This window comes from Bacillus sp. MRMR6, assembly GCF_001940785.1.
Taxonomy (GTDB): domain Bacteria; phylum Bacillota; class Bacilli; order Bacillales; family Cytobacillaceae; genus Neobacillus.
The window spans coordinates 64944-86572 of sequence record NZ_MSLS01000020.1 but is presented as its reverse complement, the minus strand read 5'-3'; the positions used below and the strand labels follow the sequence as shown (position 1 = coordinate 86572).

The following is a 21629-nucleotide window of genomic DNA, read 5'->3' as shown; positions in this document are numbered from 1 at the left end:
CCTATCCTCCCTGAATAACAAGCTCTTTTTTAGCAAAATACCACAATATTTGGATGGGAAGGATTAGAATGACTACCCAGATTAATTGATGTAAAATACCATCCCACGCTTGTTGCTCTGTAAAACCATTAGTAAAAATCATACTTGGGATATAACTGATTCCTTGAAAGGGTAAAAATTTCATCATTTCTTGAGCCCACCCGGGAAAAAAGCTAATGGGCAGCAGCAGTCCAGAAAACAAGTCAATTACCACACGTTTGGCCCTAATGAGTCCAGTATTATTATATAAGAAGAAGGTGGTAATTCCCGTGAGTAGATTTAGTTCGGTGTTAATCAGAAAACTGAGTAAAATACTGAGAGCAAACATACCCCAGACACTTATATCCCACGAAAATTGTATGGGGAAAACAAAAGACACAATCAGAAGGCCGGGTACGGAAAAAAAGAATAGCCTAAATATACCCTCACCAAGCCCTTGCATGGTTTTCATCCCTAGGTAGTTATACGGTCGAATTAATTCAATCGCAACTTTACCTTCCTTAATCTCCAGCGCCATTTCTCGATCAAGATTATTAAAGTAAAATGCTCTAGCCATCCATGATACCGCAACATAAGTAGTCATTTGCAGAATCGAAAGGCCCTGGATTTCTTCCTTCCCTCCATAGATTGCCGACCATAAAAAATAATACGCCCCAATGTTAATGCTATAGATGAGGATGCCCGTATAATAATTTGTCCGATACGCGAGCATCATCAAAAAACGTATTCTAATCATTTCAAGATATTTATCCAATTTCCGCTCTCCCTCTTAAACAATTCCTTTTTCATAGATATTTCGGATGATTTCTTCCGTTGAGGTTTCGTTTATCTTAATGTCCTTAATTTTAAAGGCTGCTACGACCTTTGCAATTACTTGCGAAATCATCTCGTCATCATCCTCCAAACTAGCCACATAAACCTGTTCCTTTTCATTCTGCTCCCATTTTACTGGTAAGTCCTCTGTCACCTTATCCAGTTCGGATATGTTAATTAATTCAAGAAATTGAAATTGGAGTTGTTTTCCTTCGCCCCATTTTTCTTTTAAACTCCTTAACGCTCCATCGTAAATTACTTTTCCTTCATCCAGCATTACCACGCGCTCGCATAAGGCCTCGATATCTGATATATCATGGGTTGTTAAAAGAATTGTGGTATTGTATTTTTCATTGATTTTCTTTAAAAAATCTCGGATTTTTAATTTAACTAACACATCTAAACCAATTGTAGGCTCATCTAAAAATAACAATGGCGGATTATGTATCAACGCAGCAGCCAGTTCACACCTCATTCTTTGCCCCAGTGATAATTTACGGACAGGCTTATCTAATAGCTTCTCAATATCTAAGGTTTTAATCACATCTGCCATATGTTCATTGTATTGTTCGTCAGACACCTTATAAACCTTTTTCAACAGGCGGAACGATTCCTGCACCGCAATATCCCACCATAATTGAGAACGCTGGCCAAAAACCACACCAATCGACTGGACAAACTGCTCTCTTTCCTTATGCGGATTCATTCCATTTACCTCTATACTCCCGGATGTGGGCGTTAAAATCCCGGTAAGCATTTTGATGGTCGTTGATTTCCCAGCTCCATTTTCACCTATATACCCGACCATTTCGCCAGGTTTAATCGAAAGACTAATATCATGAACAGCTGGCACAATTTTATAGTTTCGGGTAAATAGATCTCTAAATGCCCCTTTTAGACCCGATCTGCTTGAATAAATTTTAAATTCTTTCCTTAGATTCTTCACTTCTATCATGTTCTTCATTCATTTCCCTCCTGATGGGACGTATTACCCTAAGCAAATAGTGTAGCTAAATTACGCATGTATCTCAACTCTTGAATATTCGGTAGAACTTTTCGAAAAGTTAAATAGATAAACGTCGCAAGAAAAAGTGCTAAAATAGAATGGAAATGATTCCAAGGAGGAAAAGATGTGCAGTTTACAAATTCTGAACGGATACATAGTGAGGCCCTAGAACATATTGTCGGGGGAGTGAATAGCCCCTCTCGTTCATACAAAGCGGTTGGCGGCGGTGCCCCAGTTGTAATGGAAAGAGCACAAGGTGCCTATTTTTTTGATGTAGATGGAAATCAATATATCGACTATTTAGCTGCTTATGGGCCGATCATAACTGGTCATGCTCATCCACATATAACCGAAGCCATTAAAAAGGCAGCTGAAAGCGGTATTCTTTATGGTACACCAACACCACATGAAGTGAAGTTCGCCAAAATGATTAAGGAAGCCATGCCAGGACTTGAGAAAGTGAGATTTGTTAATTCCGGTACAGAAGCTGTGATGACGACCATCCGAGTGGCACGTGCCTACACAGGAAGAGATAAAATCATTAAATTTGCTGGCTGCTATCATGGTCACTCAGATCTAGTCCTTGTGGCTGCAGGTTCTGGTCCTTCAACCCTTGGAACACCTGATTCAGCTGGTGTTCCAAAAAGTATTGCTCAAGAGGTCATAACTGTTCCATTTAATGATATTCAGCCATTTAAAGATGCTTTAGAAAAATGGGGCGATCAAATCGCAGCTGTTTTGGTTGAGCCAATTGTAGGTAACTTTGGAATTGTTGAACCCAAGCCGGGATTCCTCCAGCAGGTTAACGATTTAACTCACGATGCCGGCGCCCTCGTTATTTATGATGAAGTCATTACCGCCTTCCGGTTCATGTACGGCGGAGCCCAGGATTTGCTGGGGATCAAGCCAGATTTAACTGCACTAGGAAAAATTATTGGCGGCGGCCTGCCAATTGGCGCCTATGGCGGCAGACAAGAGATTATGGAGCAGGTCGCACCACTCGGACCAGCATATCAGGCAGGAACAATGGCAGGTAACCCCGCCTCCATTCTCTCTGGAATTGCCTGTCTAGAGGTTTTGAAACAAGATGGGATTTATGAGTATTTAGACCGTTTAGGAGCCATTCTCGAGGAAGGAATCTTAGCGGCTGCACATAAATATAATGTTCCCATTACGATTAATCGCTTAAAAGGTGCTTTAACCGTCTACTTTACGAAAGAAAAAATTGAGAACTACGCCCAGGCTGAAAACACGGACGGACAAATGTTTGCAACATTCTTCAAGCATATGCTACACCAAGGAATAAACCTTGCACCTTCTAAATATGAAGCATGGTTTCTAACCATAGCTCATACACAAGAGGACATTGAAGCAACTCTTCACGCAGTAGAAAATGCATTTTCTCAACTAACAGCCGAATAATTATGCATTTTATATACACTAAAGGAAGTGGAAATCACTTCCTTTTAATTTTTATTTTATTTTGAAAACGTTTACAATACTGAGTTTGTTGTAATTTGATCTAGCGTTCCCCCATATTTTTTCATCCAAATCCCTGTATATTTATTTGATTTCTGAAAATTCTTATGATACTATTAGATTATTATTTTTTCGTATCACTTTACCACTGTGCCCCGTTAAACTGCTATTCATTTAGTTAAAATAGGAGGTGAAACGGCTTTACAGGAAAACCTGCTAAAGCCTAACACTATGACTCAAAGATGGAACCCTTCCCTTTTTCAAGAATTCCATAAGCAAGAACATGATTCTTGTGGAATTGTAGCTTGTCTTGAAAAAAGTAAGACCCCTACTAGGAAAAATATTTTCGATTGTATAGAAGCATTAGTAACAATGAATCATCGTGCTGGTTTTATTAATGGCGAGGGCGATGGTGTTGGTATTCATGTCGACATCCCAACTGCACTATGGAAAGAAAAGCTACAAAATGAAGGTCTTGACCCTTCCATAACAGATCAAGAAGGATTTGCTGTTGGTCATGTCTTTATCAGTCAGAAAGCTAACTGGTATTCTACCAAACAAGAACTGCTTCAAAAGCTTGCAAACTATGAATTGGATGTAATCCTTGAAACAAATCAGGTTACCGACTCTTCTGCTCTTGGGCCAATTGCGATTCAAGAAAACCCTATTTTCTGGCAGTTTGCTTGTAAATCATCTAAGAGCAAACAGGAAGTGACTAAAATCCTCTTCGAAGCATTAATTGACTTCGAAAAGAATGAAGATGTTCATGTCGCTTCATTAAGTCAAAATCATGCTGTCTATAAAGTAATGGGAGCAGGAGATATTCTTCCACGCTATTACAAAGATTTAGCGAGTCCTCTTGTTGCTTCAACGATCACGCTAGGACATAATCGATACTCGACTAACACATTATCTAGTTTTTTCCGTGTTCAGCCATTTAGTGTTCTCGGACATAATGGTGAAATTAATACCATTGCTAAGCTTCGCGATGAAGCTAGAATGATCGGTGTTCCACTTGTTAAGGATGGCAGTGACTCTCAAGATCTTAGCCGAACAATGGAAACTCTTATTTGCCGGGAAGGTTATTCTTTATTTGAAGCTATGGACCTTTTATTCCCGCCAATTATTAATGAAATAAAAGCATATCCGGCCAAAATGCAAGATTTATACACTTATTTGCGTGAAGCTTGGGGGCATTTCGCACAAGGTCCTGCTGGAATCATTTCAAGATTTGGTGATGAAGCAGTTTTCAGTGTTGATGCACTTGGACTTCGCCCTCTCTGGATGCTTGAAATTGAAAGCTCCTATCTATTTTCATCTGAACCTGGAATTATATCATCAAGCGAGTATGTAAATGATCCAAAGCCTTTGGCACCGGGTGAAAAGGTCGGTTTTAAATGGAATGGAACTGATTTAGAAGTTTACGAACAGCATACTTTCCAAACAGAGGTTTATAACCGTTTCTCAACAAGGCTTTCCATTGAGGGCTCACGTGAACGTCTTCAGATACCTAGTGTAGATAAAACGGTAACCATGAATTATCCTGATAAAATTCATAATGGACAGTATAAAGCATTTGGCTGGGAACGCGATCATATTCAATTGCTTGAACAAATGGCTGAAAAAGGTGTCGAACCGATTCGTTCTTTAGGACATGATGCACCACTTGCAGCCCTTAATCCTGAGCGTAAGAATATTGCAGACTATATTAAAGAGAGTGTAGCTGTAGTAACAAATCCAGCGATTGACCGTGACCGTGAGACTGAACACTTCTCTACACGAGTTATCATTGGACAGCGCCCAGCTTTATTTAAGAAGCAAAGTCCCGATGCAGTGATTGAATTGACTACACCAATCTTATTAGAAGGCAAAGCTGGATTTAGCTGTGCAGAAGAAATTGGTCAGCCGAGCTTTGATCAAGTTGTAAATCATTTCCAAAAACAAAAATTAGCTTCCTTCTTATCTGCCACATTTAGCAAGGACGAAAATGTCGATACAGCTCTTAACAGACTGGCTGAAGAAGCCGTTCAAGCAGTAACCAGTGGAAAAAGCTTACTAGTTCTTGACGACGGAAAAGCACATCAAGAAGGCTTTTATTGGATTGATCCACATTTAGTTGTTTCAGCAATCGATCAAGCCTTAGTAAAGGCAGAATTAAGAAGGCAATGTTCACTAGTTGTTCGCTCTGCCGCAATTCGTTCATTACACGATATCGTCACTCTTTTTGGATTAGGCGCTGATTTGATTAGCCCATATTACATGTTTTTAACAGTTTTGGACGATTCAACAAAGCCATTAGTAAACTTATATAGTGCACTTTCAAAAGGGCTGGAAAAGGTCATTTCAACGCTTGGTATCCATGAACTGCGCGGATATGGCAGACTGTACTCTAGCATCGGCTTACATGAAGATGTAGCAGCTGTGTTAAATATCGTTAATTTCTTTGGTTCTAAAGAGATTGCAAATGATTTTGAGGCTATGAAGCAGGATGCCTTCTCAAGGTCCGAAGACTACCAAAATGAAAAAGAAAGAGTCGGAAAGACTTTCCATCTATTCCCGCGTATTTGGAAAGCAATTGGTGAGGTAGCCGCTACCGGTGATTATAGTGCTTACCGTGAGAAAATCAGCGAGCAAGAAACTGCAAATCCAACAACAATCCGCCATTTAGTACAATTAAAACTGGGCGACAAGACAGTTGCACCTGAAGAAGTAAATCTTCGTGTGGGGGAACATGATTTACCATTTATTATTTCATCTATGTCTTTTGGTTCACAGAACGAAACTGCATTCCGAGCTTATGCTGAAGGTGCGGATCGTTTAAATATGATTAGTTTGAACGGTGAAGGCGGAGAGATTAAGGATATGCTTGGAAAATATCCAAAAACAAGAGGTCAACAAATTGCCTCTGGACGGTTTGGAGTAAACGCTGAGCTCTTAAACTCTTCTAACCTGCTAGAAATTAAGATTGGTCAAGGGGCAAAGCCAGGTGAAGGTGGACACTTACCAGGGTCTAAGGTAACCGCAAAAGTTGCTGCAGCCCGTAATGCAACTCTTGGTTCAGATTTGATTTCACCATCTAACAACCATGATATCTATTCAATTGAAGACCTAGCACAAATGATACTAGAATTAAAGACTGGTAATGATCAGGCGAAAATTGCTGTAAAAGTTCCAGTCGTTCCAAATATCGGTACCATTGCTGTTGGTATCGCCAAAGCAGGCGCAGACATTATCACACTTAGCGGCTTCGATGGCGGTACAGGTGCTGCGAGAATTCATGCTCTTCAACATGTTGGACTTCCAGTGGAGATTGGTGTTAAAGCAGCACATAATGCCTTACTCGAGAGCGGTCTCCGTGATAAAGTTGAATTATGGGCCGATGGCGGAATGAAAAGCGCAATGGATGTTATGAAAATTATGCTGCTTGGTGCAAACCGAGTTGGTTTCGGTACTTTGTCAATGCTGGCAATTGGGTGTACAACTTGCCGTGGCTGTCATTTGGATACATGTCATGTTGGAATTGCCACACAAATTGAGTCAGAAGTTCAAGCAAAAGAGCATGGCCTTCGTCGTTTTGTTCCAAGACAGCTTGATTTAGCAGTCAATGGGCTTATGAATCTATTTACTTCATTCGCTAACGAATTAAAAGCACTCGCTGCTTCAGTTGGTATTACAAATTTACAGGATGCAGTTGGCCGCTCTGATTTATTAGAGCAAGCTAAGGGTACTAATCAGCTTAACTTGACATACTTATTAAAAACACTGGAGATTAGCCAATTTTCTAAAGCGGCAGAACCTCAATCTTTCAAAGAGGTTCAAATGCAAGTCGCTGCTGGTGCTGAATATCTAGATGCAAGTGTGGATCAATTGCATAGCTCACGTGAGTTTGCAAGCGTCACTTCTGAGCAGCGCGTGTTAGGAAGCCGTGTTTCTTGTCATCGGGTACGCGGAAGACTTGATGGCTCTTATCAACAGTTACCAACAGTCCAGTTAAAGTACAAAGAAGGTTCCATTCCTGGAAACGGCTTAGGCGCTTATAATAGCGGTGGAATTGAAATCACCGTTAATGGAGGCGGCCAAGATGGTGTAGGAAAAACTTCCTTTGGCGGAAGCATCCATATCTTAAAATCAAAAGGAAAAGACGGACGTTATTACAATGGCTCTGTCGGAAAAGGTTTTGGATATGGTGCACAAAAAGGCCTGCTTGTAGCTCAAGGAAACGCAGATGCAAGAGCAGGAATCCGTCTTTCTGGAGCAGATTTAATTATCGGAGGCTATGTTAAGCAGCCAATACCAGAGCATGAAGCAGGAAACATTGGAGCAAATGCCAATATTAAAGGATTTGCGTTTGAATATATGACAAACGGAAGAGGACTTGTTCTCGGCGATCCTGGACCATGGATTTGTGCAGGTATGACAGGTGGAGTTGTGTATGTCCGACATCAGCCAGAAGTTGGTTTAACAAAAGAAAAGATTCAGAGAAGAATTGCTAAAGGTGCTAAAGTATCCGTCACTAGCTTAAATGAAAACGGCAAAAAAGATGTTAATGAACTATTAAGCAAATATATCGATTTACTTGTGACTGACGGACAATTAGCAGAAGCTAATCAGCTTCGTATCCTATTAGAAAATCTCGAAGCACATTTTATTCAAATTCTCCCAGTAAAAGAACAAGCCGACCCATCCGTATCAACAGAATGATCGAAAAACCCGTCCAAGTTTTGTGGACGGGTTTTTTATTTTCTCAAAAAAATCAGCAACATTTACCTCTTGAATTCATATACTTTTCCTTGATAATATATTTACTTACATGTATAGTACATAATTGTTTGCCATTCAAATCTACTTAAATTCAACATGTTGAAAGGAATCAATTTAATGAAGTTAGGAGCCCGCATTTTAAAAACGGGAATAGCAATTGTTTTATCTCTTTATCTAGCTCAGCTAGTTCACTCTCCTTCCCCCGTATTTGCTGGGATTGCAGCCATTTTTGCTCTCCAGCCGACAATCTATAGATCATACTTAACGATCGTCGAGCAAATTCAAGGGAATCTAATAGGTGCTGTATTGGCGGTAGTATTTGTACTTCTGTTAGGCAATCATTTTGTTGTTATTGGTCTTGCCGCTATCATTGTTATCTTATTAGCCCTTAAGCTTAAACTTGAAAATACAATTGCATTGTCACTTGTTACATTAATTTCAATAATGGTTAACCCTGGAGTCGATTTTATTCCCTTTGCAGGCGTACGCTTTTCAACTATTATGATCGGTGTTTTTTCTGCCTTTATCGTAAACCTTGTATTTGTACCGCCTAAATATGAAAATAAGCTTTATCTTAAAATCTCATGTACAACAGAAGAGATTATTAGATGGATCCGTTTAAGTACCCGCCATGATGTGGACCATAACCTTCTAAAAGCTGATATTGAAAAACTGAAAGAAAATGTACTAAAAATGGAGCAATTTTATTTAATGTACAAAGAGGAACGAGGTTATTTTAAGAAAAACGACTTTGAGAAATCTAGGAAACTAGTGGTTTTTAGACAGATGAATTCTACCGCTAAACGAGGTTTGGATACATTAAAAAGGCTTCATCGGTATGAAAATGAATTACTTCATTTACCAGAGAATCTAGAGCAAATAATTCGGCAACAGTTGGATTGCATTATCTATCATCATGAGCAGCTAATGCTAAGATATATTGGTAAAGTCCCTACTTCTCATATTACAACTGAAGCGAGTATCTGCTTAAATAATAAAGAGTTATTCGATGTGTTTGTGAACTATCATTTAGAAGAAAAAAATAAGCCGGATCATTATAATGCTCTGCAGATTATCTCTTCCATTATTGATTACGGTGAACATGTTGAGCATCTAGACACATTAATTTCCAGCTTTCATTCCTATCACCATAATGAAGTCTCCATTGAAAAAGTAGACACTGAGTAGGTTTTTTCCTAAAAAAACAAAAAACACACGATTCTTCTATTCAAGAATCGTGTGTTTTTTTGTACCCGCAGCCTTTATACAGTAACTGTCTTCTCTTCTTTCTTTTCAAGCTGCTGTACTTGGAAGAGCTTATAATAATTCCCTTGTTTATTCATTAATTCATTATGTGTACCTTCTTCTACAATTTGACCATGTTCAATTAAAATGATTCGGTTTGCATGTGTAATCGTTGATAACCTGTGAGCGACAATAAACGTAGTCCGGTCCTTAGCTAATTCCTCCAGCTCTTCTTGAATCAGATGTTCACTTTCTAAATCAAGAGCTGAAGTGGCTTCATCTAGGATTAAGATCGGAGGGTTTCTTAGAAACACACGGGCAATAGCAATCCGCTGCTTTTGGCCGCCAGAGAGTTTTACACCCCGTTCTCCAACCTTCGTGTCATAACCATTTGAAAGATTAATAATAAAGTCATGAGCATTGGCCGCTTTCGCTGCTGAATACACTTCTTCATCGGAGGCACCTGGTTTTCCTAACAGGATGTTTTCCTTAACTGATTCGCTAAACAATATATTATCCTGAAACACAACACCTATTTTGTCTCTGAGAGTTTGGACTTTATATTCTCGGATATCAATCCCATCTAGGAGGATTCTCCCCTTTGTAACATCATAGAACCGAGGAATCAAACTTACAAGTGATGACTTACCGCCGCCGCTCATTCCAACTAAGGCAACCGTTTCCCCTCTTTTGACATTTAGATTAATATCCTTTAAAATCAATTCTTCTGATTCATTGTAAGTAAAGCTCACTTTATTAAAAGTAACGTCGCCTTTCACTTCACTACACTCTCTAGCAACCGGAGAATCGACGATATCATATTTAGCATCCAAAAACTCAAATACCCGATCCATTGATGCCAATGATTGAGTTAGAGTAGTAGAGGAATTAACCAGTCTTCTTAATGGATTGTAAAGTTTGTCAATATAGGCAAAAAAGGCAACCATCGTCCCTAAAGAAAGGCTTCCACTAATAACCAGGTATGCTGAATAGCCGATTACGATTAAAGGTGCAACATCTGTAATGGTATTAACAACAGCAAAAGCTTTAGCATTCCAACTTGTGTGCTCTAAGGCTTTTGTTAAAAAATTTCTATTTTGTTTATCAAATTTAGTTTGCTCAAAGTCTTCAATTGCAAAGCTTTTGATAACGGGCATTCCTTGAACACGCTCATGTAAATAACTTTGAACCTCAGCAAGTGCCTGTGAACGGGACTTGGTGAGTGTACGTAAGTTGCCGAAGAAGTACTTAATCGAAACTGCATATAAAGGAAATAGTAAGATTGAAACAAGAGTAAGTTTTACATCCATATAGAACATAATGATAATTGCTATAACAATTGTTCCTATATCAAGCCAGAGATTCATTAAACCCGTTATAACAAATGTTTTTGTTTGTTCAACATCATTAATTACACGCGAGATAATTTCCCCAGCCCGGGTATTAGCATAATATTTAAAGCTAAGTTTTTGAATGTGAGTAAACATCTTATCACGAATATCGTAAAGAATTTTACTTGATGTCCATTGTGCAAAATATTGTCTGTAGTACTCTATTGGCGGCCTTAGCACCACGAAAACAATAAGTATAATTACCATTACAACTACTAATTTATCTATTTTTTCATCTGAACCAATCCCATTATTACCGATAATGTCATCAACGACATATTTAATAAGCATGGGAATCACAAGCGGGATAGCAAATTTTAGTATACCAATAAAAATCGTACCAATAATTTGCCACTTATATGGTTTTACGAATTGGAGGTATCTGCGTACGCTGCCCAAACTAGCCCCCCTTCCTAAATTTACTTTCCCATCCATACGAAAACGAAAACCTGTTGAATACAACCAACAGGACTATCTTTTAATCAACGTCTATAGGTCAAATAGCGCTCATACCAGATATCGATAAAATCCGGTGCAAACGGACCCTTCCTTTGTCGAATCCATTGAATCAGCTCATCCACATTCTTTTTCAAGATTTTATCTATCACATCAGGATATCTCATTTCACGGCGATGACGTTCATACTCGTCCTCATCTAACAGATTAAACGTCATATCTGGGAATACTTTAATATCAAGATCATAGTCAATATATTTAACTGCTTCACCATCAAAAATAAAAGGTGAGCTAAGATTACAGTAGTAGTAAATTCCGTCCTCACGGATCATACCGATGATGTTAAACCAATATTGTGAATGGAAGTAACAAATAGCCGGCTCTCTTGTTATCCACGTTCTGCCGTCTGATTCGGTTACAATCGTACGATCATTTCCGCCAATCACCAAATTCTGTGATCCTTTCAATACGGTTGTCTCACCCCAGACGCGATGGATGTGCCCATTGTGTTTATAGCTATGTATTTGTATTGGTTCCCCTTCGATGGGTACGCACATGATTTCTCCCCTTCTTTCATTTCTGAACGCTTTGTAACCTAACTATATATTCAAATTCCGACAAATGGTAACAAAGTTCAAATACTATTTCTTATTATTATAACGGTTGAATACAGAATTTAAAACAAAAGAGCCATTGAAATCAATGGCTCTTTTTAAAAATTTTCTTATTTTTCGACCTAAATCAGCATTTCACTGCTAAATGGAGGGTTCAAGATCTGTTTCTCGGTATGATTGAATGACCTCTTCTGTTTGCTTTTCGAATATTTCTTGGATTTCTTTCAATTCTTTTTTCATCTGATTGATATCAAATTGAACACTTTCCAGCTCTGTTTCATTTTGAAGTTTCTGTAATTGAGTTTCAATTTCCTGACAACGCTCAAGCTCAGATTGAAGATATAATAATTTTTCCATTGTCATCATCTGTTCGGAAACTAAACGGTTAAAATGATTCATCTTCCACACCGCCTTTTTAAATGTACTTACTATGTATTCTTGAATAAGCGTGATTTTCCTTTGACTACTTATGTAGACTATTTAGAAGTTTTGTCGAATGAAAGAAAAGCGGAAGCGGCTTGGTCAGACCCGACAAGCATAAGACGAGCCGGCTAGAAGGTTGCTCTTTAACCTTCTTGATGGATTGGCTTATGACCTCGAGGGGCTAGCCGCTCGAGCTGGACATAGAAAAGCGGCAGCGGCTTGGTCAGCCCCGACAAGCATAAGACGAGCCGGCAAGAAGGTTGCTCTTTAACCCTCTTGATGCATTGGCTTATGACCTCGAGGGGCTAGCCGCTGGAGCTGGACATAGAAAAGCGGAAGCGGCTTGGTCAGACCCGACAAGCATAAGACGAGCCGGCAAGAAGGTTGCTCTTTAACCTTCTTGATGGATTGGCTTATGACCTCGAGGGGCTAGCCGCTGGAGCTAGCCATAGAAAAGCGGAAGCGGCTTGGTCAAGGGCAGGAGCTAGACACAACAAAGAAGGCACTCCACGTATGGGAGTACCTCCTGTTTTATTATGACTGTTGGTTTTGACCAGATTGGCCAGAGTTTTGAGATTTACGTGCTTCAGCTTGTTGGTTTTGTTGTCTTACTTCTTGAGCATTAGTTTCGCTCGCGAATTCAGTACCAAATTGGCCGCCAGCACCAGCAGATTGTGCATTTTGCTGTCTTACTTCCTGGATGTTAGTTCCAGATTGAGATTTGTTTGGTTGTTGGTTGAAGTTGTTTGCCATTGTAATCACCTCCACGAAATTAATATGACCAAGGTCCGTGGAGATTATCCTAAAAAAATATTTTTTTAAACGTCTTTTTACACAAGCAATGAAATACCGCCATCAACAATAATTGTTTGCCCTCTAATCATGCTTGAATCCTCAGATAAAAGAAACAAAACACAATTAACCATATCCTCAATTTCCACCATTCTTCCAGCAGGAGTTTTGTCCTTTGCTTCTTGAAGAAGCTCATCACGGTTCGGAAAATGAGTTAATGCCTCCGTATCAACGGCACCTCCTGAAACTGCATTGACAACAATATTTTTCGGTGCAAGTTCGACAGCCAAATATCTAGTTAATGCTTCAAGAGCCGCCTTAGACACACCCACAGTTGTGTAATTTTTTAAATAACGAATAGACCCAAGGGAACTAATACTAACAATTTTTCCGCCCCCATTTTTCTCCATCAATTTCGCCGCTTCCTGCGCACAAAATAATAAAGCCTTACTATTAATATTTAAAGTCCAATCCCAATGACTTTCTTCAAGCTCCATAACTGGACGAAGAACGCCTGAAGCTGCGTTATTAACAAAAATATCTAAACGTCCAAATTCTTGTTCTATTTGACTGAACATATCCTTGATTTTACTTACATCACCTACATTTGCTTTTACAATAAAAGCTTTTCTGCCTAATGCTTCTATTTCTTCTGCCGTTTGAAGCGCACCCTTTTTACTTCTTGCATAGTTGATGACGATATCATATCCTGCTTCTGCAAGTCGAAGTGCTGTAGCTTTCCCAATTCCCCTGCTACTTCCTGTAATAAGCGCTACCTTTTGTGTCATTCCGATATCTCCTTCTCATAATGTATTGTTTTCATTTTATCTTTTTCATGTATAGATGACAAACGATTACAAAACCTAAACCTATTCGCTTCGAAAAGGGAGGAACAAGAATGTATGTAGGTCGTGATATGACAGAGCTTTCGATGATGGGGAAAGCTGAATGGTCAGACAGCGAATTAGCCTTTTTTCACCACTCCTTGCAACAAATTATGCCTTACTTAAATAGTGAGGGAGTCACGATTCATCGTGAAATCATTGAAGAAATTGAAAACCGGGGTGGCATTAGACGTAACGAAGCTGATTATACACATGGTACAACCGTAAGTTATGATTAAAAAAACTTGGCATTCGCCAAGTCCTAAAGGCGAGTGCTTAGTTTTCTTATGCGTTTGAAAGTATAGATTTGAAAAAATTTATCTTTCCTATTAGCTAAAAAATGAACGCCCCTTGTATGGCGTTCATTTCTTTAGTTCCTGATGTAGTTTAAACATTTTTTGATACGGGACTGGGAAAGCATAATTTTCTATTTCTTCAATTGAGACATATTTCCATTCACTGCCTGGTAAGTAATCGGAGTTAATGGTGCCAACGTAAATAGTCATATCCCAAACCAAATGGGAAAAAATGTGATTTAGTTGACCTATAGCTTTTTCTACTTTAATATTCATATTAAATGATTCCCGGTATAGATTTACCAATTGATCACGGTCGACGACCATGGACTGGTGGACTTCAACATTTGGAAATTCCCACAAATTAGCCAACAATCCATTATTCGGACGCTTGTGAATCAAAATTCTTTCCTGTTCATCCGTGAGAATGATTGTGGCTAATTGTACATTTCTTTGCTTCGTTTTCTTCGTCTTAATTGGGAGTTCTTTTTGGACACCCTCATGGAAGCCTTGACAATGTTCTCGAACGGGACATAAAAGGCAGGAAGGAGAGGTGGGTGTGCAAATTAATGCTCCAAGCTCCATCAATGCCTGATTGAATTCAGATGGTTCCTCGTGGGAGATAAGCTGTCTAACAGCTTTTTCAAAGACCTTCCTTGATGATGGTTTCGCAATATCCTCCCATATTGAAAGAATTCTCGAAAACACCCGCATTACGTTTCCATCAACAGCTGGCTCTGCTTTTCCGTAAGCTATGCTTAAAATTGCACCTGCCGTATATGGACCCACTCCCTTAAGTTCTGAAATCTCTTTGGGCGTACTTGGCACCTGTCCATTGTATTTCTCTTTCACTTCTTTAACAGCAGCATGTAAATTACGGACCCTTGAATAATAGCCCAGCCCTTCCCATGCTTTAAGAACCTTATCCTCATTTGCAGAGGCAAGGTCATCTATCGTGGGAAACCAATCAATGAACCGATTAAAGTATGGAATAACAGTATCCACTCTTGTCTGCTGCAGCATAATCTCGGAAACCCAAACCTTATAAGGATCCTGATCCTTACGCCAAGGAAGTTCTCGCTGTTCCTCCTTAAACCAAGAGATTAAATCCTCTTGAAATTTATCTTTATTTATTTTTTCTATATTTTTTTGTTCATTTTCCATACTTTTAGTCCTCCAGATAGTTAAACGATTAAAAATAAGGGAATATAATAGTAAGTATTTACGATAAGCCAATATGTTTGTTTTGACAAGAACTTATTAAAGGAGGATTTTTCCTTTTGGATACAGGAACTCATGTTGTTATGGGAATAGCCTTAGGAGGACTTGCTACACTTGATCCAGTTGTAGCAGCTAGTACTGCAACCGCCAGCAGTGTTTTAATTGCAACCATTGTCGGGTCACAAATCCCGGATGTTGATACAGTCTTAAAATTAAGGAATAATGCTATCTATATACGAAATCATCGTGGAGTTACTCACTCTATGCCAGCAGTATTATTATGGCCTCTCGTGATATTAGCAGTGCTCTATCCTTTCTTTCCAGATGCAAATCTACTGCACCTTTGGGGATGGACGTTTGCAGCAGTATTCATTCATGTATTTGTAGATATATTCAATGCATATGGAACACAAGCACTTCGCCCGTTTTCATCTAAGTGGGTTGCTTTGGGTGTAATAAATACCTTTGATCCGATTATCTTCGCCATTCATATTGTCGCTATTATCATTTGGGTACTTGGAGCAGACCCTGGCTATACATTCCTTCTGATGTTTGCTGTTTTAATTGGGTACTATCTCTTACGCTTTAAGGCACAGCGCAAAGTTTTGGAAGAGATACAAAAAATAATACCTAATGCGACAGAAATCATCATTGCACCAACTATTAAATTTCATCAGTGGAGAATTGCCGCGATGAGTGAGGATAAATTTTATGTCGGAAAAGGAATCGATCATAAAATTGAAATTTTAGATGAATTTATCCGTGTTCCTGTTCCCAATACACCTGTCTTGGAGGCTGCTAAAAAGGATAAAAATTTAGCTGCCTTTCTCTCCTTTTCACCTGTATATAGATGGGAAATGGATGAATATGATGACCATTATGAAGTAAGATTTATTGACCTCCGCTACCGCAGTAATGGCCACTATCCATTCGTTGCCGTTGTTCAATTAGACCTTGAGTTAAACCCAGTAAGTTCCTACACAGGCTGGGTATTTAGTGAGCATAAGCTAAGAAAGAAACTAAGTATTATTCCTAATTAACCTTCTTTACAACAGAGGACGACCCTCCCTGAGTCATCCTCTGTTTTTTTATTGATATTTATTATTTTCTTGATTTAAAAAATGCTTATATTTGGGGTTATTGGCTACAAATTCATCAAGCCGGCTTCCATAGCTCTCTACCCATTGTTGAACAATTCTTTCCGTCATATCACTTCCAAGGTAATCTCTCCCAGCCTTTGCTTGAGTTGTTTCAAAGTCATCCCACAATAGTTCAATCCACGTACGTACTAATGACTCGGAGAGTTTGTCATTCTTTTTTAGCAACAGATTTATTAGTCTTTCTTGATTTGCTTTCAAGATATCACCCTTTCTGCCATTTTCTTATAACATAACCGGAAGGCTAAAGTCGAATACTATTAACACGTGTCAGGCATTGCAAGATGTGTCAATGTCTTTCACGTTTCTCATTCCTGTTGAAGGAGGTTAAATGATGAGAAATAAAGTAACGGGTTTCCCAAAAGACATGCAGCAAGATGAGCCGCGGGCAAAAGCTGAATTTGCCTCAAGAAGAGCTGATGGAACCATTAATACGCATCCTCAGGAAAGAATGCACGCCTCAAGCCATCGCAATAAAAATTAACACCGGCTGGTAAGCATAAAGCAAATAACAAACCAGGAACTATTCTGGTTTGTTATTTGTTAAATCCTTAAGCATCGAAATCGGCAGAGCCTCTTCTTGTCCAGACCCCTTCAGGCGGTAGCCCCAAGCAAACACACCATTCATATAGTCAATTTTAAAATATTGACCCGGATCACCGTCAATCCCATAAATCTCTCCGGGAATAAATAATTTAGGATCAAGCAGATAGGAACGGGCCATAATTGCTTTTCTTTCTAAAACGGCAAACTCGTTCACCATCCCCATTTGTTCTGCTTTCCTAGCCTTTTCTTGAAGTTGAGCCATTTCTTGTCTCAATTCATGTTCAGACATCGTACTATAGCGTTTATCTTGCTGCATACAAACACTCCCCGTATCATTCATCTATTTATTTTAGTATAGTGATATTTAAACCATAAATAAAGTTTAACCTCCATCAGTGGGGGGATTTTTCATCCCCCACTGATGGTTAGTTGAACTTATCGGGCTTTTACGGGCAGTTATCCCCCACCTAGAATTTCTTGTGTTCACTCATAACCTTGAGGTATGGGACTTACTGCCCGTTAATGCGGGATAAAGTGAAACTTAAGGAGGAATTCTCTTGAAAACAATGATCATAACTGGGGGAGGTTCTGGATTGGGTAAAGAGCTGGCCCTACTCTTTTCACAACAAGGTTTTCATATCTTAATGGCTGGCAGAAACTACGAAAGATTATCTGCTGCGAGGCTTGAGATAGAAGGGTCAGGTGGAACGGCTGACATAATTAAAATCGATATTCGAAACCCTTTTGAAATCGAAATGCTTAAAGCCGAACTGAACAGTACATACGATATTTACGGGCTGGTTAATAATGCAGGCATCGGGCATTTTGGCCCCTTTACCGAGATGAGTGATGAAAGAATTAAAGAGATGCTTGATACAAACATACTGGGAACAATTCTTATGACTAAAACAATCCTGCCGATGCTTCTTCAAAATGGAGAAGGACGACTGATCAATATTATATCTACTGCGGGATTACGTGGTAAAGTCAATGAAGCCGTTTATGCCGCTAGTAAATTTGCCATTAGAGGATTTACTGAAAGCCTTCAAAAGGAGTTTGAAAACAGCAGGATCAAAATCAATGCTGTGTATATGGGGGGAATGGATACTCCCTTCTGGAAGGGCAGTGATCATGTAAAAGACACTTCCCGATTCCGTTTACCGAAAGAGGTGGCTCAACTTATTTTTGACCATTTAGACGAGGAATCCATTATAATTGAAAGTAAAAAATCATGACCATCTTCGGTCATGATTCTTCTTTTTCTGATAGGAATTTCTCGATTAATTCCATCGTGAATCCCTTTCGGTATAAGGCTTGTTTTACTTTTTGAGTATACTCATAGCCGCTGTAATTACTATATTTACGCTGAATCTTTTCACCTTGAAATTTTATTGCTTCCATCTCATCATCGATTTCTTTATCTGTGTCTGCTTCCTTTAGAGCTGCTTTAATCACTTCAAAGGAATAGCCTTTTCTTAAAAGCAGCTGTTCTAGCTTTTGCCTAGCGGTTCGCTGTGATTCTTTCATATTTTTTTTTGCGTTTTTATGACAGAGTTTTGCTGCTTTTTCAATTTGTATTTCCACTGGATATTCCATCATAGCCTTTTTTTGAATATCTTCAGTAATGCCCCTATCCTTCAGCTCTAACTGAACTACTTCAGGTCCTTTGTCAGTAGTATTTATTTGTGTCCTTACATAGGAAAAAGCATATTCCTCATCATTTATATATTTCTGAGCTGAGAGTTTATGTAGTACCTCAATTACGATTGGCTCATCTATCTCTTTTTGAAGCAAATAATCCCTGATTTCTTTCTCAGATCTCATTCTTCTTGATAAATAATGAACCCCTAAGTTATAGGCCTTTCGGATATCATCTGCAAATTGGATTTCCAAAAATGAGAACTCATCTAATTCCATCCCTTTTCTTAAATTAAACTTAATTAAAACATCACTGTCGACACTGAAGGCATATTCTTCACCTTTACCATAATCCATAAACACATTAAAGCGGTCCTGATTTTTCTGTTGAGTGGTGACTTTTGTAATGATAGCCAATTTTATTCACCTCCACATTACTTTACCATAATGTTCATTCTTTCAAGTATTGATAAACAAATTTTTGCTAAAACTTGTATCATTCCTATTATTAAAGGTAAAAATGGGAATAGGTACATATAATTACCGCAAGATTTAATAACAACAAAATAAAACTTACTGAAGGGAATGAGTGCTATGGGAGGAAAAAAGAAAAAAGATAGCAGGGACGGAGGAAAATACAAATTATCTAGTATGCAGGAGGTCTCGTATCAGCGTGAATTTAAAATGGCTGACCGTGCCGGAGGTTTTGCAGACAAAAAGACTCGTCTGTAATATTACAAACTCAAGCAATTTTTTCCATTCATGAACCCCTTTAAGTTGTAGAAACTAGTTAAGGGAACCTTTTATAGGTTCACCTTAGTTTTACAACGGAAGGGGTTTTTAGTTTGGGTCGTGCACATGGACATAAAACTCGTGATAAGAATAAGGGTTCACTTCCACAAGTTCCCAAGAATATGAAAACAGATGGGGTGGATGAGGAATATTCAGCTGAGTTAGCTGATCAGGCGGACCTAGAGGCGCAAGCAAGGGCGAACGCAGCTAATCAGCGAGTAAGAAACAACCGCTAAGACCTAAGCCGAACCATAGATAAAAAAAAGAAGCAGGTATTCCTGCTTCTTTCAATAAAAGGGGGAAAGAATTCATCGAGTTCCAAGAGAGGTTATGCCTTAAAGCTGGAACTCGCTAAAACTTTGTCTTAACTATACTTCCCTTTAGAATTATTGACAATGACTTTCACAGTTTCTTAACATATTTATAGTGAAAATGTGAATATAGTGTGAATTTGTTTTATGTTTATATTGTTAATTACTTTTCCATCGCCACACAATCATGTGGATAACATCTTGATGGACTGTGGATAATGTGCATAAGTCTGTGGAATACTTTATAGTATAGTACTTCTAATGTGGATAGTTCTGTGTACAACTCCGATCAAAAAGGTATTCTACTATATCACTAAAAGCCCCTTACGAACCTTTACATAATCACCAATAATAGGATAAGCATGGATCCCTAGATTATACCCTTTAAGCTTTTCCACCTCTAGTTTTGCCGCTTCTATGATAACCGTTTCATGGTCAATTCTTTCTATCAAATTAATATTTTTATATTCCTTGTTCAGTCCCTGAATAAACCAGTATTCTTTCATTTGCTCCTTTAAATTAACTGATTGACTTGGTGCATTAATAACCATACTTTTTCTAGACTGGTTTTGACAGACATACACTAAATCCTCGATGACGGCACTTGCCGTAGGAAACATTCCTGCACCAGGACCCTGTAAAGTAATACTACCCACAATGTCAGAATGAACATTCACTGCATTCTCAACCCCTTCTACATGATAAAAAGGGTGTGATGTTCCAACTAACACGGGCTTTATTTTTGCAGTGACCTTGGTTCCTGTTTTTTGAATAACTGCAACATGCTTAAATTTTAAGCCAAGTACCTCTGCTGCTACAATTTGTTCACTTGAGATTGCGGTAATACCCTCCAATTCAACATTATGTTCTTCTGGTTCTACTCCGAAAGCAATTCGACTAAGGATGATCGTTTTATAGAAAGCATCAAGGCCTTCAACATCATTGGTTGGATCTGCTTCAGCATAGCCCTTTTCTTGAGCTATTAATAAGGCGTCTTTAAATGACTGCTTCTTCTCACGCATTTCAGTTAGAATAAAATTGGAGGTTCCGTTAAGAATTCCATGAATTTCACTTACACGGTTAATTTTTAGTAACTGTCTAAGTGTCTGGATAATCGGTATCCCACCTGCTACTGTAGCTTCGAAACCAACAGATATATGTTGATTTTCTGCAAGTTCAAGAAGCTCCTGTCCATGATGTGCAAACATTTCTTTATTTGCGGTAATAATATGGCAGCCTTTTTGGATTGATTGCTTTAGCATGGTAAAGGTCGGCTCTCGATCTACAATGGCTTCAACCACTACATCAAGCTCGGGCAACTGTAATATGTCATTAAAGTCTGTGGTAACTAATACACTTTCAGCAATATTTCTTGATTTTTGCTTATTCCTAACTAACACAGCTACAACCTCTACCTTTTTACCAAGGACTGCACTTAACTCATCTCTATGTGATTGAATCGTTTTATAAACGCCCTCTCCGACTGTACCGAAACCCAATATTGCAACTTTAATAACTGACATTAGAAGATTCCCCCCAAGTAATTGTCTTCACCAAAAATTCTATTAATTTAGAAAAAGCCCTCTTCATAAGAAGAGGGCTAGATTCCTCCCCTTATCTTTCAGGTTAAATAAATAACCTGCAGGAATTAGCACCTTTTCAAGGATTACCTTGAAGGTTGCCGGGCTTCATCGGGCCATGTCCCTCCGCCACTCTCGATAAGAGTATTATTAACTTTTATTTTCACTAATTTTCCATGTTATTA

Annotated in this window: 21 protein-coding genes and 1 riboswitch; of the genes, 9 read left to right on the top strand and 12 right to left on the bottom strand. The window is 38.7% G+C overall.

Going from position 1 to position 21629, the window contains the following annotated elements:
• Position 1 precedes the first annotated feature (1 nt).
• Together BTR25_RS17555 and BTR25_RS17550 are read right to left on the bottom strand one after the other, a co-directional pair.
• Positions 2-793 (bottom strand): ABC transporter permease, encoded by a 792-nt coding sequence (locus BTR25_RS17555; RefSeq protein ID WP_075689343.1) that lies wholly within the window; start codon positions 791-793, stop codon positions 2-4.
• A gap of 15 nt (positions 794-808) precedes the next feature.
• Positions 809-1816, bottom strand: a complete 1008-nt coding sequence (locus BTR25_RS17550; protein ID WP_075689342.1) for an ABC transporter ATP-binding protein — start codon at positions 1814-1816, stop codon at positions 809-811.
• Positions 1817-1984: 168 nt separating this feature from the next.
• Between BTR25_RS17550 and BTR25_RS17545 the strand changes: the two genes are divergently transcribed.
• The 3 genes from BTR25_RS17545 (at position 1985) to BTR25_RS17535 (ending at position 9286) form a co-directional block, all read left to right on the top strand.
• On the top strand, positions 1985-3280 hold the full coding sequence (locus BTR25_RS17545; RefSeq protein ID WP_075689341.1) for a glutamate-1-semialdehyde 2,1-aminomutase: 1296 nt from the start codon (positions 1985-1987) through the stop codon (positions 3278-3280).
• Positions 3281-3568: 288 nt separating this feature from the next.
• Complete coding sequence (locus tag BTR25_RS17540) at positions 3569-8038, top strand: glutamate synthase-related protein (RefSeq protein WP_075689340.1); 4470 nt, start codon at positions 3569-3571, stop codon at positions 8036-8038.
• 177 nt (positions 8039-8215) lie between these two features.
• On the top strand, positions 8216-9286 hold the full coding sequence (locus tag BTR25_RS17535) for an FUSC family protein (protein WP_075689339.1): 1071 nt from the start codon (positions 8216-8218) through the stop codon (positions 9284-9286).
• 74 nt (positions 9287-9360) lie between these two features.
• On the opposite strand, the gene BTR25_RS17530 is transcribed toward BTR25_RS17535, so the two are convergent.
• The 5 genes from BTR25_RS17530 to fabL form a co-directional block, all read right to left on the bottom strand.
• Positions 9361-11133, bottom strand: coding sequence for an ABC transporter ATP-binding protein (locus BTR25_RS17530; RefSeq protein ID WP_075689338.1), 1773 nt, complete (start codon positions 11131-11133; stop codon positions 9361-9363).
• A gap of 83 nt (positions 11134-11216) precedes the next feature.
• Positions 11217-11747 (bottom strand): nucleoside tri-diphosphate phosphatase, encoded by a 531-nt coding sequence (ntdP, locus tag BTR25_RS17525; protein WP_075689337.1) that lies wholly within the window; start codon positions 11745-11747, stop codon positions 11217-11219.
• A gap of 198 nt (positions 11748-11945) precedes the next feature.
• Positions 11946-12203, bottom strand: a complete 258-nt coding sequence (locus BTR25_RS17520; protein ID WP_075689336.1) for a YgaB family protein — start codon at positions 12201-12203, stop codon at positions 11946-11948.
• Between the two features lie 558 nt (positions 12204-12761).
• Positions 12762-12980 carry a gamma-type small acid-soluble spore protein gene (locus BTR25_RS17515; RefSeq protein WP_075689335.1) on the bottom strand — a complete coding sequence of 73 codons (219 nt, stop codon included), beginning with the start codon at positions 12978-12980 and terminating at the stop codon, positions 12762-12764.
• Positions 12981-13057: 77 nt separating this feature from the next.
• A complete protein-coding gene (gene fabL, locus BTR25_RS17510) occupies positions 13058-13807 on the bottom strand; it encodes an enoyl-[acyl-carrier-protein] reductase FabL (protein ID WP_075689334.1) in 750 nt (249 codons plus the stop codon).
• Positions 13808-13917: 110 nt separating this feature from the next.
• Here fabL and BTR25_RS17505 point away from each other — a divergent pair, with 110 nt between their 5' ends.
• A complete protein-coding gene (locus tag BTR25_RS17505) occupies positions 13918-14142 on the top strand; it encodes a hypothetical protein (RefSeq protein WP_075689333.1) in 225 nt (74 codons plus the stop codon).
• A gap of 123 nt (positions 14143-14265) precedes the next feature.
• Here the strand turns inward: BTR25_RS17505 and mutY are convergent, their stop codons facing one another.
• Positions 14266-15363: an A/G-specific adenine glycosylase gene (gene mutY, locus BTR25_RS17500; RefSeq protein ID WP_075689332.1), complete on the bottom strand. Its 1098-nt coding sequence runs from the start codon at positions 15361-15363 to the stop codon at positions 14266-14268.
• Between the two features lie 116 nt (positions 15364-15479).
• Here mutY and BTR25_RS17495 point away from each other — a divergent pair, with 116 nt between their 5' ends.
• Entirely contained in the window at positions 15480-16460 is a 981-nt protein-coding gene (locus tag BTR25_RS17495) for a metal-dependent hydrolase (protein WP_075689331.1), read from the top strand.
• A 48-nt stretch (positions 16461-16508) separates the two neighbouring features.
• On the opposite strand, the gene BTR25_RS17490 is transcribed toward BTR25_RS17495, so the two are convergent.
• Complete coding sequence (locus tag BTR25_RS17490; RefSeq protein WP_075689330.1) at positions 16509-16778, bottom strand: YfhJ family protein; 270 nt, start codon at positions 16776-16778, stop codon at positions 16509-16511.
• Positions 16779-16911: 133 nt separating this feature from the next.
• Between BTR25_RS17490 and sspK the strand changes: the two genes are divergently transcribed.
• Entirely contained in the window at positions 16912-17061 is a 150-nt protein-coding gene (gene sspK, locus BTR25_RS17485) for a small, acid-soluble spore protein K (protein ID WP_075689329.1), read from the top strand.
• Positions 17062-17100: 39 nt separating this feature from the next.
• On the opposite strand, the gene BTR25_RS17480 is transcribed toward sspK, so the two are convergent.
• The gene (locus BTR25_RS17480; protein WP_075689328.1) at positions 17101-17439 is read right to left on the bottom strand and encodes a YfhH family protein; all 339 of its coding nucleotides are present in this window, start codon (positions 17437-17439) and stop codon (positions 17101-17103) included.
• Between the two features lie 250 nt (positions 17440-17689).
• Between BTR25_RS17480 and BTR25_RS17475 the strand changes: the two genes are divergently transcribed.
• The gene (locus tag BTR25_RS17475; RefSeq protein ID WP_368483002.1) at positions 17690-18358 is read left to right on the top strand and encodes an SDR family NAD(P)-dependent oxidoreductase; all 669 of its coding nucleotides are present in this window, start codon (positions 17690-17692) and stop codon (positions 18356-18358) included.
• Positions 18359-18368: 10 nt separating this feature from the next.
• On the opposite strand, the gene recX is transcribed toward BTR25_RS17475, so the two are convergent.
• The gene (recX, locus tag BTR25_RS17470; protein WP_075689326.1) at positions 18369-19178 is read right to left on the bottom strand and encodes a recombination regulator RecX; all 810 of its coding nucleotides are present in this window, start codon (positions 19176-19178) and stop codon (positions 18369-18371) included.
• Between the two features lie 177 nt (positions 19179-19355).
• Here recX and BTR25_RS17465 point away from each other — a divergent pair, with 177 nt between their 5' ends.
• Both BTR25_RS17465 and BTR25_RS17460 read left to right on the top strand, forming a co-directional pair.
• Entirely contained in the window at positions 19356-19493 is a 138-nt protein-coding gene (locus tag BTR25_RS17465) for a YfhE family protein (RefSeq protein ID WP_075689325.1), read from the top strand.
• Between the two features lie 113 nt (positions 19494-19606).
• Positions 19607-19789 (top strand): YfhD family protein, encoded by a 183-nt coding sequence (locus BTR25_RS17460; protein WP_075689324.1) that lies wholly within the window; start codon positions 19607-19609, stop codon positions 19787-19789.
• Positions 19790-20169: 380 nt separating this feature from the next.
• Here the strand turns inward: BTR25_RS17460 and BTR25_RS17455 are convergent, their stop codons facing one another.
• A complete protein-coding gene (locus tag BTR25_RS17455; protein ID WP_075689323.1) occupies positions 20170-21387 on the bottom strand; it encodes a homoserine dehydrogenase in 1218 nt (405 codons plus the stop codon).
• 88 nt (positions 21388-21475) lie between these two features.
• Positions 21476-21589, bottom strand: a riboswitch (SAM riboswitch).
• Positions 21590-21629: the final 40 nt, after the last annotated feature.

Coding starts and splice junctions, on each gene's coding strand:
- BTR25_RS17550 (WP_075689342.1), bottom strand. CDS start 1,816: ATGAAGAACATGATAGAAGTGAAGAATCTAAGGAAAGAATTTAAAATT.
- BTR25_RS17540 (WP_075689340.1), top strand. CDS start 3,569: ATGACTCAAAGATGGAACCCTTCCCTTTTTCAAGAATTCCATAAGCAA.
- BTR25_RS17535 (WP_075689339.1), top strand. CDS start 8,216: ATGAAGTTAGGAGCCCGCATTTTAAAAACGGGAATAGCAATTGTTTTA.
- ntdP (WP_075689337.1), bottom strand. CDS start 11,747: ATGTGCGTACCCATCGAAGGGGAACCAATACAAATACATAGCTATAAA.
- BTR25_RS17520 (WP_075689336.1), bottom strand. CDS start 12,203: ATGAATCATTTTAACCGTTTAGTTTCCGAACAGATGATGACAATGGAA.
- BTR25_RS17515 (WP_075689335.1), bottom strand. CDS start 12,980: ATGGCAAACAACTTCAACCAACAACCAAACAAATCTCAATCTGGAACT.
- fabL (WP_075689334.1), bottom strand. CDS start 13,807: ATGACACAAAAGGTAGCGCTTATTACAGGAAGTAGCAGGGGAATTGGG.
- BTR25_RS17505 (WP_075689333.1), top strand. CDS start 13,918: ATGTATGTAGGTCGTGATATGACAGAGCTTTCGATGATGGGGAAAGCT.
- mutY (WP_075689332.1), bottom strand. CDS start 15,363: ATGGAAAATGAACAAAAAAATATAGAAAAAATAAATAAAGATAAATTT.
- sspK (WP_075689329.1), top strand. CDS start 16,912: ATGAGAAATAAAGTAACGGGTTTCCCAAAAGACATGCAGCAAGATGAG.
- BTR25_RS17480 (WP_075689328.1), bottom strand. CDS start 17,439: ATGCAGCAAGATAAACGCTATAGTACGATGTCTGAACATGAATTGAGA.
- BTR25_RS17475 (WP_368483002.1), top strand. CDS start 17,690: ATGATCATAACTGGGGGAGGTTCTGGATTGGGTAAAGAGCTGGCCCTA.
- BTR25_RS17465 (WP_075689325.1), top strand. CDS start 19,356: ATGGGAGGAAAAAAGAAAAAAGATAGCAGGGACGGAGGAAAATACAAA.
- BTR25_RS17455 (WP_075689323.1), bottom strand. CDS start 21,387: ATGTCAGTTATTAAAGTTGCAATATTGGGTTTCGGTACAGTCGGAGAG.